At 62.6% G+C, this 10609-nt stretch carries 10 protein-coding genes; 8 read left to right on the forward strand and 2 right to left on the reverse strand.

Annotated elements, in window-relative coordinates; translation table 11 throughout:
* Positions 1–134 precede the first annotated feature (134 nt).
* The 5 genes from FJW05_RS26980 (at position 135) to FJW05_RS27000 (ending at position 5096) form a co-directional block, all read left to right on the forward strand.
* Positions 135–1187, forward strand: coding sequence for an ABC transporter permease (locus tag FJW05_RS26980; protein WP_246673644.1), 1053 nt, complete (start codon positions 135–137; stop codon positions 1185–1187).
* Complete coding sequence (locus FJW05_RS26985; RefSeq protein WP_140637097.1) at positions 1184–1969, forward strand: ATP-binding cassette domain-containing protein; 786 nt, start codon at positions 1184–1186, stop codon at positions 1967–1969. Before FJW05_RS26980 ends, FJW05_RS26985 begins: the two co-directional genes overlap by 4 nt.
* Positions 1970–2063: 94 nt before the next feature.
* Positions 2064–2978, forward strand: a complete 915-nt coding sequence (locus tag FJW05_RS26990) for a sugar ABC transporter substrate-binding protein (protein WP_140637099.1) — start codon at positions 2064–2066, stop codon at positions 2976–2978.
* A gap of 102 nt (positions 2979–3080) precedes the next feature.
* The gene (locus FJW05_RS26995; RefSeq protein ID WP_140637118.1) at positions 3081–4106 is read left to right on the forward strand and encodes a zinc-binding alcohol dehydrogenase family protein; all 1026 of its coding nucleotides are present in this window, start codon (positions 3081–3083) and stop codon (positions 4104–4106) included.
* A gap of 225 nt (positions 4107–4331) precedes the next feature.
* A complete protein-coding gene (locus tag FJW05_RS27000; protein WP_140637101.1) occupies positions 4332–5096 on the forward strand; it encodes an SDR family oxidoreductase in 765 nt (254 codons plus the stop codon).
* 154 nt (positions 5097–5250) lie between these two features.
* On the opposite strand, the gene FJW05_RS27005 is transcribed toward FJW05_RS27000, so the two are convergent.
* Both FJW05_RS27005 and FJW05_RS27010 read right to left on the reverse strand, forming a co-directional pair.
* Complete coding sequence (locus FJW05_RS27005; RefSeq protein ID WP_095768830.1) at positions 5251–5844, reverse strand: DJ-1/PfpI family protein; 594 nt, start codon at positions 5842–5844, stop codon at positions 5251–5253.
* A 107-nt stretch (positions 5845–5951) separates the two neighbouring features.
* Positions 5952–6650: a GntR family transcriptional regulator gene (locus tag FJW05_RS27010; protein WP_140637103.1), complete on the reverse strand. Its 699-nt coding sequence runs from the start codon at positions 6648–6650 to the stop codon at positions 5952–5954.
* Positions 6651–6785: 135 nt separating this feature from the next.
* On the opposite strand from FJW05_RS27010, the gene FJW05_RS27015 reads away from it, so the two are divergent.
* Genes FJW05_RS27015 through FJW05_RS27025 form a run of 3 tightly spaced genes read left to right on the forward strand, consistent with a single transcriptional unit; the run spans position 6786 to position 10340 of the window.
* Positions 6786–8012: an iron-containing alcohol dehydrogenase gene (locus FJW05_RS27015; protein WP_140637106.1), complete on the forward strand. Its 1227-nt coding sequence runs from the start codon at positions 6786–6788 to the stop codon at positions 8010–8012.
* 17 nt (positions 8013–8029) lie between these two features.
* On the forward strand, positions 8030–9514 hold the full coding sequence (locus FJW05_RS27020) for an NAD-dependent succinate-semialdehyde dehydrogenase (RefSeq protein WP_140637108.1): 1485 nt from the start codon (positions 8030–8032) through the stop codon (positions 9512–9514).
* 10 nt (positions 9515–9524) lie between these two features.
* A complete protein-coding gene (locus FJW05_RS27025; protein WP_140637110.1) occupies positions 9525–10340 on the forward strand; it encodes an alpha/beta hydrolase in 816 nt (271 codons plus the stop codon).
* Positions 10341–10609 lie beyond the last annotated feature (269 nt).

Consider the following 10609-nt stretch of genomic DNA (forward strand, 5'->3'; position numbering starts at 1 on the left):
TTAGCATGAACTTTATCCATAAAAAACAACTTGACCCGATCAAGCTCGTTGTTTTTTATCGATAAGAGGAGGAATTCGACACGATCTGGGTTTTTGACGACGCGGCGCAACCAGCCTCGGCGGGGAGAGAAATTTTGCCTGAAACGGGAAATACCGGCACCACCGTCGGCGAGAGCGCATTACCAGCGCCCAAGAAGAAAGACGCTGTTCCCGGCCTTGCACTTGGCCTGACTTTGCTGAGCGCTGGGCCGGTCGTCATCCTGGCCTTGCTGATCGTCGTCCTCGGTTTTCTGTCGCCCTATTTCCTGACAGGGCGCAACCTCGGCAACATCCTCGCCCAAACCGCCGTGATCTCGGTTGTGGCGATGGGCCAGCATCTGGTCATTCTGACACGCGGCATCGATCTTTCCGTCGGATCGAACCTTGCACTGGCCTCCGTCGTCGGCGCCCTCGCCTTTCATGGCGGCGCGCCCGCATTCGCAGTGATCGCGGTGATGGTTGGCTGCGGCGCGGCGGTGGGCGCCATCAACGGGCTCTTCTACGTCTTCGGCCGGCTGCCGCATCCTTTCATCATCACGCTGGCAACATTGAGCATCGCCAAAGGCTTGGCGCTCCAACTGGCCGATGGGCGCGCCATACCGGGGATGCCGGATTCGATAGATGCGCTCGGCCGCGATGCGGTCTGGGGTCTGCCCGGATCGGTCTTTGTCGTTGCAGGCGTTGCCGCGGTCCTTCTGGTCATGGCCAAGACCATGGTCTGGGGCCGGTGGATTTATGCCGTCGGCGGTCGACCAGACGCCGCCCTGCGCATGGGCATTCCGGTGTCCTGGGTCCTGGTTTCGGTCTATGTGATCTCGGGGCTGTGCGCCGGCATCGGCGCGGTCATACTCGCCGGCCGCACCGACGCCGGTTCCCCCTTGTTCGGCAATCTGCTTGAACTGGATACGATTGCGGCGGTGATCATCGGCGGCGCCAGTTTTCTTGGCGGCCGCGGCCATCTCGGGCACGCCTTGATCGGCGCCATCATGATCGGCGTCATCCGCAACGCGCTCAACCTGCTCAACGTCAATGTCTTTTTCCAGCTCATCGTCATCGGCGTGGTCATCGTCATCGCCGTCGAGTCCGACGTGCTGCGCAACTATCTCGAAGGGCGGGTGCGCGTCATGCAGGCCGGGAGGCAGTCATGAGCGCCGTTGCGGCCAACGCCGATCGTGCCGCCACCGCCGACCAACCCGTGCTCGCCGTACGCGGTGCCACCAAGCGGTTCGGTTCGGTTCTGGCGCTGGACGATGTCAGCATCAAGGTGCGGCGAGGCGAGATCGTCGGCCTGCTCGGCGACAATGGCGCGGGCAAATCGACGCTGACCAAATGCATCAGCGGCGTGCACCAACTCGATGCCGGCGAAATTGCCCTGGACGGTGCGCCAACCCAGATACGCTCCCCTGCGGATGCGCGCTTCGCCGGCATCGAGACCGTCTACCAGGATCTGGCGCTGTTCGACAATCTGACGCCGGGACAAAACTTCTTTGCCGGTCGCGAGCTGGCTCGCCCGCAATGGCTTCCTCGCGGCTTGCGATTTCTCCAGCAACGCAGGATGGACGCCGAGACCCGTGTTCTGCTGGCAAACCTCAAGGTGACGTTGCCGCGCTTGGACGCCGTCGTCGCCATGATGTCGGGCGGTCAAAGACAAGCCATCGCCGTGGCCCGGTCGACCGTGTTTGCCCGCAAGGTCGTGATCCTGGACGAGCCGACGGCCGCGCTTGGCCTGCGTGAATCGCGGCAGGTGCTCAACCTGGTCGCCGCCCTGCGCGACCAGGGCAATGCCGTCATCCTGATCACCCACAATATGGAGCACGTCGTCGAGCTTGCCGATCGCGCCGTGGTGCTGCGCCAGGGCCGCAAGGTCGGCGAGCTTGTCCCGACCAGGGAAAACAAGCAGGAGCTGGTTTCCATGATCGTTGGAGCCTGATCCGTTCGAGATTTGGGGATCGTTCCGGTCCGCAAATGCCTGAAGCGACTTCCGCCGGAAGACGCCTCAATTCCAAGGGAGGAATGGAATGCCAATGAACCTGAAACTGTTCGCTGGGCTGGCCATCGCCGTTACATTCGCGATGCCGGCTTCCGCCGCCGACAAGATCAAGGTCGGCCTGATCACCAAATTCCCCGTGCCGTTCTATTCGACCATGGAGGATGCCGCCAAGAAATACGCGGCCGCTCATCCCGAAATCGAGCTGGTCACCGGCCAGGGCCAGGCAGCTACGGACATCGAGGGCCAGATCGCGCTCATCGAGTCCATGATCACCCAAGGCGTCAAGGGCCTGGCGATCACTCCGGTCGACCCGACCGTCGCGCCGGCGCTCGACAAGGCGGTTGCCGCCGGCATCAAGGTGGTTCTCGTTGACAACAGCATTCCCAACTGGAAAGGCCAGACGGCTCTGGTCTCGACCAACAATCTCAACGGCGGCAAGATCGCCGGAGAGTATCTGAAGACCGTGCTGAAAAGCGGCGACAAGATCGGCATCCTGCAAGGTGTTCCCGGAGTGCCGGCTCTGGATGATCGGGTCACCGGCATGATGGAGGGCCTCGGCGACATCAAGGTTGATGTTGTCGGCAAGGGCGCAACCAACTGCACGCTCGAGCTCGGCACGTCGGTGGCCGAGGACATCCTGACCGCCAATCCCGATCTCAAGGCGATCTACTCGGCCTGTGGCCCGCCCATCCCCGGCGCCGTCAAGTCGATAAGCAATGCGGGCATTGCCAACGACAAGATCATCCTGGTCGGCTTCGACGCCTGCTGCGGCGAGATCGAAGCGATCAAGTCCGGCGCGGAAGACGCCAGCGTTGCACAATTTCCGGCGAAGATGGGCGAGCTGGGCATCGACACTGTCGTCAAGGCAATCCACGGGGAGGCGGTCGAAGCCAATGTGGATACCGGCGCCGGCCTTGTGACGCTGCAGAACGTCAAGGACTTCGAGTGATCCAACAGAGGTCCGGCGGCGGCGCCGCCGGACCACTTCTACCGCAGGACTGTTGCGGGTTCGCCTTAGCGAAGGGGTGAAATCACAAACATGGCCCCCACCATCAAAGTCGTCAGATGCGCCGCGCCGGGCAAGCTGGTGCTTGAGGAGCACGAGGCGCCAGGGAGCCCGCCGGAAGGCTGGGCCTTGGTCGATGTCGCCTATGTCGGCATATGCGGGACGGATTACCACATTTTCGAGGGCAGGCATCCCTACCTCGCCTATCCACGTATCATGGGCCACGAGGTTTCGGGAACGATCGCGGCCATCAACGCACCCGCGAACTTATCGGTCGGAAATCAAGTCCTGATCAATCCCTATCTCGCCTGCGGAAAATGTTCGGCCTGTCGCCATGGCAAGCCGAACTGCTGCGTCGCGATAGAAGTGCTTGGCGTGCACCGCGACGGTGCCATGAGCGAGCAGATACTGGTGCCGGCGCAGAATTTGATCGCGGCGACGGGTCTGTCGCCGGTCGAGGCTGCCACGGTCGAGTTTCTGGCCATCGGTGCGCACGCGGTTCGCAGATCCATGGCCGGTCCGGGCAATCGGACGTTGGTCGTCGGCGCCGGACCGATCGGCCTTGGTGTCGCGCTTTTTGCGCGCATCGCGCAGCAGGATGTGACCGTCATGGACATCGATGCCGAACGGCTGGCCTTTGCTGGCAGCCAATTGGGATTCGACGTGATCGACGAATCGGACGGTTCGGCCGCCGAAGCGATAGCCGAGCGAACTGCCGGAACGGGTTTCGATATCGTCTACGACGCTACGGGAAACAGCCGTTCCATGGAGTCTGCCTTCGCCTTTGTTGCCCACGCAGGCGTGATGGTGATGGTCAGCGTTGTACAAGGCGATATTACCTTCTCCGATCCGGAGTTTCACAAGCGTGAAATGATGCTGATCGGCAGTCGTAACGCGACGCATGCGGATTTCCAGCACGTCATCGCCTCGATCCATGCCGGCAAAATAGCGATCGACCAACTCGTCACCCATCGCACGACGCTGCGGGACAGCCCACGCGACATTGCGATCTGGGCGAAGGAGAAGGCCGGTCTGATCAAGGCCGTCATCGAGGTGGGGCGACCTGTCTGACTTGAGCAAACACGTTCAAGATACGCCGTGCCGCCTGGTGCTGGCACGGGATGCGCCTCATGGAGGGAAGCAGTTCGCGCTCGAGGTGTCGATCGATCGCCGCCACGTTCAGCAGCAGCGTTTGAACGACCAGCAAGGATGGGATGCGACAAAACCGCAGCCGAGACCAAGACTCCTGTATGTTCGCTCGATTGCGCGATCAAGGAATCAAGAAGGAATTACCCAATGGACTTGTTCAAACTGGATGGCGACGTCGCGCTGGTCACCGGCGCCGGCAGTGGCATCGGTCAGGCCATAGCGGTCGGCCTTGCTGAGGCCGGTGCCGACGTCGCGTGCTTCGGTCACGCCTCGAAGGGAGGTCTCGAGGCAACGGCGCAAAGGATCACCGCGCTCGGCCGCAAGGCGCTTGCGATAACCGGCTCGGTGACGTCGGAAACCGATCTTGCCGCCGCCGTCGAGCGTATCGAAAAGGAGCTCGGCGCGCTTACGGTTGCCGTCAACAATGCAGGTATAGGCGGCGCGCACGCGGCCGAGACCTTGCCGCTGGCCACGTGGGAAGAACTTTACCGCATCAATGTCGGCGGTGTGTTCTTGTCCTGCCAGGCCGAGGCTCGCGTGATGCTGCCACGCCGCAAGGGATCGATCATCAACGTGGCCTCCATGTCCGGCTCGATCGTCAACCGCGGTCTCCTCCAGGCGCACTACAACTCGTCGAAGGCAGCCGTCATTCACATGACCAAGAGCCTGGCGATGGAATGGTTGGACCGCGGACTGCGGCTCAACGTGCTCAGCCCCGGATACACGCTGACCCCGATGAACCGGAGGCCGGAAGTCGCCGAGCAGGTGAAGAACTTCGAGCGCGATACGCCCATGGGTCGCCTCGCGGCGCCCGAGGAGATGATAGGCCCGGCGGTGTTTCTGGCCAGTCGAGCCGCGTCTTTCGTTACCGGCATCGATCTCATCGTGGATGGCGGCTTCGTGTGCTGGTAGCAGAAGCGAAGCACGGCGCGCTTCGCACTCAATCGAAGGACGTCGCGGCCTTGGCAAAGGCCGCGGGAAACTCGCGGCGGTCCGACACGAACCGGGACCGCCGCTGCATTTGTGCCAAGTCGCCCGCCTTCTCAAGCGCAGCGGCCGGCAGTGGCTAGTTATGGTGGATTTCCGTGCCCAGCACCTTCAGACACTCACGAATGAAGGCGGCAAGTGCGGTCCATCCTTTGGCCGAAACCATCGTGCCGTCTACATAGGCGTCGGTGGGCGAGAGGTCGATATAGGTGCCGCCCGCAAGGGTGACCTCCGGCTCGCAGGCCGCCAGCGCACCGACCTTCTTGCCGCGCACGACACCGTCCACCGCTATCAGAATCTGCACGCCGTGGCAGATCGTGAAGATCGGCTTCCCGGTCTCGTGGAAGTGGCGGACCATGGCCTGAACGCGCTTGTCTGTGCGGATGTATTCCGGCCCGCGGCCGCCGGCGCAGTAGACCGCATCATATTGGTCGATCTGCCTTTCCGCCTCGGAAAACGTCTTGTTGATCAGCGCGTAGTGTCCGGGTTTCTCGGTATAGGTCTGGTCGCCCTCAAAGTCGTGCAGCGAGGTCTTGATCCGGTCTCCGGCGTTCTTGTCGGGGCACACGACATGGATGGTGTGGCCTACGGCTTCCATGGCCTGCTGATAGACAAAGATTTCGTACTCCTCGGTGAACTCTCCGGTCAGCATCAGTATCTTTTTGGCTGGCATGGTCTTCCTCTCGGTTGTGTAGCAGGGCGAGGCGCGCCTTGGGTTTTGGCTTCGGATTGTGGATGTCAGGAAGAGGCATGTTTCACCCGCCTGGAACGTCCGTCTGACTATTCGAACGCAGGCAGGAGCCTGTCACGCGAGTTCTCGATGTGCACCCGCATCGCCGTTCGCGCCGCGTTTGCATCGCCGGCTGCGAAAGCCGAGAGAATGGCTTCGTGCTCGTCCAGCGCTTCCTCGGTTACGCGCGAGTGGTACATCAGCCGGAAAATGTGAAAATGCGTGTGCTGGTGGTTCAGCGTCTCGCGGATGATCTCGTTCTGCGCGAACTCCATGATCTTGTCATGGAAGATCGCATCCTGTCGGGCGAAGTTGGAATAGCGAAGGCGCTCGTCCCTGCCCTCGCCGCGGGTCATGACCCCCGCCGCCTCTTGCAGGGCCGCCAGCCGGGCAGCGTCCAGGCCGGCCGCTGCCTTGGCCGCGGCGGCAGGCTCAAGCAAAAGGCGCAACTCGTAAAGCTCGTCAAAACGCCGGCGTGTGATCTGCGGTGCGGCGCGATAGCCGACCAGGTGGGTCTTGATCACCAGGCCTTCGCCTTCCAGACGCCCGAGAGCCTCGCGGATCGGCGTATGCGAGACATCCAGTTCCCGGACGAGATTGTCCACGGTTATGCGCGACCCCGGCGCGATCTTGAGCGACATGAGTTGCTGGAAGATCGCCTCGTAGACGTCTCCCGCGAGGCTGTTCGCGCGCTGGATCCTGCCTGTCGGCCGCGCGTCGTCATCAAGCTTCACATCGGGGTTCTGCATCTTTTTGCCTCTTGACAGGAAGGACCACTAACACGATGCTCCGGCCAATTCAATCCTATATCCTATACGATTTTATAGCGGATATGTCTAAATGGAAGCGATGGATCGCCGAGCCATATTGGAAGAGCCCACTCGATGACCTTGTTCGCCGCAGCGCGATTGCCGCGTGAGATTTTGTTCGGCAAGGGCCAGCGCCAGGTGCTGCCGCACGTCGCGTCCAGGCATGGCAAGCGCGCGCTCGTCTGCACGGACGAGCGCTTCGCGGCAACGGCCATATTCGGCGAGATGATGGCCGCGCTGAGGAATGCCTCGGTTGAAATCCTTGTCCATGACCGCACGCTGCCGGACGTGCCCCGGGACAGCGTCGCGATCTGTGTTGCCGAGGCGAAGGATTTCAAACCCGACATGGTCGTCGGGATCGGTGGCGGAAGCTGCCTCGACATGGCCAAATGCGCGGCGCTGCTGATCAGTCATGGCGGCAGGCTTCAGGACTACTATGGCGAGTTCAAGGTCCCAGGCCCCACGCTGCCTTTGATTGCCGTGCCGACCACCGCCGGCACCGGCTCGGAGGTGACCCCGGTAGCCGTCATTTCCGATCCGGAGCGTCTGCTGAAGGTCGGCATTTCAAGTCCCCACCTCATCGCCGCCGTCGCGCTGTGCGACCCGGAACTGACCGCGACCTGCCCGCCCGCGCTCACGGCAATTGCCGGCGCGGATGCCCTGACGCACGCCATCGAAGCTTTTACGGCGGCTAGACGCGGAACCGATCCGACACTGCCGCAGCAGCACGTCTTTGTGGGCAAGAGCGCGCTCACCGACCATTTCGCGCTATTGGCCGTCAAGCTTCTTGGCCGCAGCCTGGAAAGGGCCTACCGGGACGGTGCGGACGAGGATGCGCGCGCCGATGTGATGATGGGCGCCTTGGCGGCCGGCTGTGCCTTCGGCACGGCCGGAACGGCTGCCGCCCATGCCGTGCAATATCCGGTTGGCGCGCTCACCCATACGCCTCATGGGTTGGGGGTGGCGACCGTGCTTCCCTACGTGATGAACTACAACTTGCCCGCCGCCGCCAGCGAGTTTGCCGACGTTGGCGCCGCGCTCGGTCTTCCCCAGGCGGACATTGAACTCAAGGACAGGGCTTCCGCGACCATCGCAGAGGTCTCACGGCTTTTCGGCGCGATCGGCATCACGCGGACGCTGGCCGAGCTGGGCTTGCCTGCCGGCAAGATCGAGTGGACCGCCGAGCAGGCGCTCGGCATCGACCGCCTGATCAAGAACAACCCCCGCCCTTTCGACGCCGCCGCGATGCGACGGCTGGTGCAAGCGGCCTATGACGGCGACATGCCCGCCGTTCTGATGTGAGACAGGAGACACACCTCATGAACGCTTCTCCAGGGCTTTTGGATGAGGAGGACATCTCCGAATATGCCACGTTCTCACACGGACTCTATATCGGCGGGCAATGGCGGCCCTCGTCGGACGGGCGCGTTATCGAGGTGGTCGATCCATCGACGGAATCCGTCATCGCGGCTGTTCCCGATGCTACGCTCGCTGACGCCGCGGCCGCCGTCGACGCCGCGGCCAAGGCGGCGGCGGCCTGGCGCGAAACCGCCCCGCGCAAACGGTCGGAGATCCTGAGACGTTGCTTCGAACTGATGACCGAGCGGGCGGAGACGTTGGCCGTGCTGATTTCGTTAGAGAACGGCAAGGCGCTGCGCGATGCTCGCGGCGAAGTCGCTTATGCGGCCGAGTTCTTTCGGTGGAACGCCGAGGAGGCGGTTCGCATCAGCGGCGAGTTCGGCCTTGCGCCTTCCGGCGCAAACCGTATCGTCGTCGACTACCCGCCGATAGGCATATGCGTGCTGATCACGCCATGGAATTTTCCAGCTGCCATGGCCACTCGCAAGATCGCGCCGGCGCTCGCGGCTGGTTGTACCGTGATCCTGAAGCCCGCCAGCGAAACGCCACTGACCGCCTATGCGCTTGCCGCGCTGTATGAGGACGCCGGCGTCCCGCCCGGTGTCGTCAACGTTCTCACCACGTCCAATCCCGGACCACTGACCGCTGCCATGCTGGCCGACCCGCGAGTGCGCAAACTCTCGTTCACCGGTTCCACAGGCGTTGGTCGCGTTCTTCTGGCCGAAGCCGCCAGGCACGTCATCTCCTGTTCGATGGAGCTTGGCGGCAACGCTCCCTTCGTCGTGTTCGACGACGCCGACCTGGAGGCCGCGCTCGACGGAGCGATGATTGCCAAGATGCGCAACGCCGGCGAAGCATGCACCGCCGCCAACCGGCTTTATGTCCAGGCGGGTATCCATGATGCGTTCGCGGAGGGACTGCGCAAGCGCATGGCCGCCCTCAAGGTAGGCCCCGGCACGGACGTCGAGACCGAATGCGGCCCGATGATCACTCGCAAAGCCATCGAGAAAATCGACCGGCTCGTCAAAGACGCGGTTCGTCGCGGTGCAAAGGTGCTGTGCGGAGGCGCAGTCTCGGATGACAAGGGCTATTTCTACCCGCCGACGGTTCTTTGCGACGTTGCCCCGGATACGGAGATGGCGCACGAGGAAATATTCGGTCCCGTCGCTCCAATCATGCGCTTCGACGATGAGGCCGAAGTCATCGCACGCGCCAATGACACCGAATACGGGTTGGCGGCCTACATCTATACGCGCGATCTGGCCAAGGGCATGCGCGTGGCATCAAGGATCGAGTCGGGTATGATCGCGCTGAACCGGGGCCTGATGTCCGACCCTGCGGCTCCCTTCGGCGGCGTCAAGCAGAGCGGCCTCGGACGCGAAGGCGGACAAAAGCACGGCATCAGCGAGTTCCTGGAAGCCAAGTATATCGCCGTGACGATATGAGGGCGCAGGCGTGACCAGGGATCCATTTCGCATCCGCGACCACGTTACAGAGTTCGATGATATCGTCGCCGAGATCGTTCGCCGCAGCGCGGAGACCCGGGCGAAAATCGAGAGCGTCGCCGACGTCGCCTATGGACCGGACGCCGCCGAAACCATCGATATGTTCTTTCCCCAAGGAAAACGCGACCGCGTGCCGGTGCACATGTTCATCCATGGCGGCTACTGGCGCATGTTCTCCAAGCGCGATTATTCCTATGTCGCGGACACGGTGACGCGGGCGGGCGCGATCGCGATCATCGTCGACTATTCACTGATGCCCTCGGTGAGGATGGCCGCTATCGTCGAGCAGGTGCGCCGGGCCAAGCGTTGGGTGCTCGAACACATCGCCGAGCACGGCGGCGATTGCGGCCGCCTAACGGTCAGCGGGCACTCCGCCGGCGCCCATCTGGCGACGATGCTGTTCAACGATGACGGCCGATCATCAAGCGTCAAAGGCGCGCTGCTGCTTGGCGGCTTGTACGAGTTGAAGCCTCTGCAGACCTCCTTCCTTGCCGCCGAGATCGCCATCACGGACGAGGAGGCTGCCAGCCTGTCGCCGCTGACACATCGCTTCGATTCCTCCGTAGAGGTCGAGATTGCAGTTGGAGCCGTGGAAACGCCGCCGTTCCACAGCCAGGCCGAGGCATTTGCGAATCATCTGCGAAAGCAAGGGCTGGCAGTCTCTCAAACCGCCCTCTCCGGTGCCAATCACATGAGCAGCGTTCGCGATCTTGGAGTGAGTGGAACCGAGGCATCGGATCGTTTGGCCAAGCTGATCGCCACATAGAGTCCCATCGAGATATCCGGGCCGCTGGCTAATTGGCCGACGCCGGAGACCGGCGCATGATTGCCTTGGCGGCTGCTGTCGTCGGTCCAAGTCCCGATGCCACCTAGTGGCACTGCAAAAGGATTTTGACCGGTCGGATCTGTTTGCGTTGGCAGGTGGCATGCCTTGGAGATTGGCCGAAACGCCCACCCCTCGTCATGTATGGACGGCCCCTTTTGGGCAAGAGGCAAAATGGCGGCAGCGGCGTAAGTCTGGAGCGGTCATGTATT

The organism is Mesorhizobium sp. B2-9-1, from assembly GCF_006439455.1.
Lineage (GTDB): Bacteria > Pseudomonadota > Alphaproteobacteria > Rhizobiales > Rhizobiaceae > Mesorhizobium.